Origin of the sequence: Noviherbaspirillum sp. ST9 (assembly GCF_048799745.1) — a bacterium.
In the GTDB taxonomy this organism is placed as follows: Bacteria; Pseudomonadota; Gammaproteobacteria; order Burkholderiales; family Burkholderiaceae_D; genus Noviherbaspirillum.
This window is the reverse complement of the sequence record NZ_JBLWFR010000080.1, coordinates 1-716: the sequence shown is the minus strand read 5'-3', so window position 1 is coordinate 716 and position 716 is coordinate 1. Positions and strand designations below refer to the sequence as shown.

At 48.2% G+C, this 716-nt stretch carries 1 protein-coding gene; it reads left to right on the top strand.

Annotated elements, in window-relative coordinates:
* Window positions 1-591, top strand: a 591-nt coding sequence (locus ACNOHI_RS24855) for a gamma-glutamyltransferase (protein WP_420477407.1), incomplete at its 5' end; no start/stop codon positions are given.
* Between the last annotated feature and the right edge of the window lie 125 nt (window positions 592-716).

Genomic DNA, 716 nt, shown 5'->3' with positions numbered 1-716 from the left:
ACCGGCCCCGAGAGTGAAGAAACCACGCATTTTTCTATTACCGACAGAGAGGGAAATGCCGTTGCTGTTACCACGACATTAAACGGCTCCTATGGTTCGCTGGTTGTGGTACAGGGCGCAGGGTTCCTTTTAAACAATGAAATGGACGATTTTTCGGTGAAGCCTGGCTCTCCCAATATGTACGGCTTGATTGGAGGTGAAGCCAACGCAATCGCTCCCGGGAAACGGATGTTAAGTTCCATGACCCCTACGATCATTGAGAAAAATGGCAAGCTCTTCATGGTAGTAGGCACTCCCGGCGGGTCGACCATCATTACATCTGTTTTCCAAACCATATTGAATGTAATTGAATTCGGCATGCCTGTGCAGCAGTCTGTCACGGTTCCACGCTTTCATCATCAGTGGCTGCCCGATGAAGTGTATCTCGAAGATGGCACGCTGACAGAGAGAACGGAAAAAATACTGCGTGAGAAAGGATATAAATTCAACTCCAGGGGGCCTATCGGCAGAGTAGATGCGATCATTAACACTTCTTCAGGCTACCAGGGAGGTGCTGACCCGCGCGGCGACGACACCTGTTCAGGCTATTAGCATCCATATTCAGGGAATAGAGAAAGAAACTATAAAACAAGCAAAAGGGGTCGCACTCTACTTTTGAAGGCCTCCTTTTGCTTGTTCAGGATACACTTAGTCTAAAAACCGAAATTCAGCCTCGT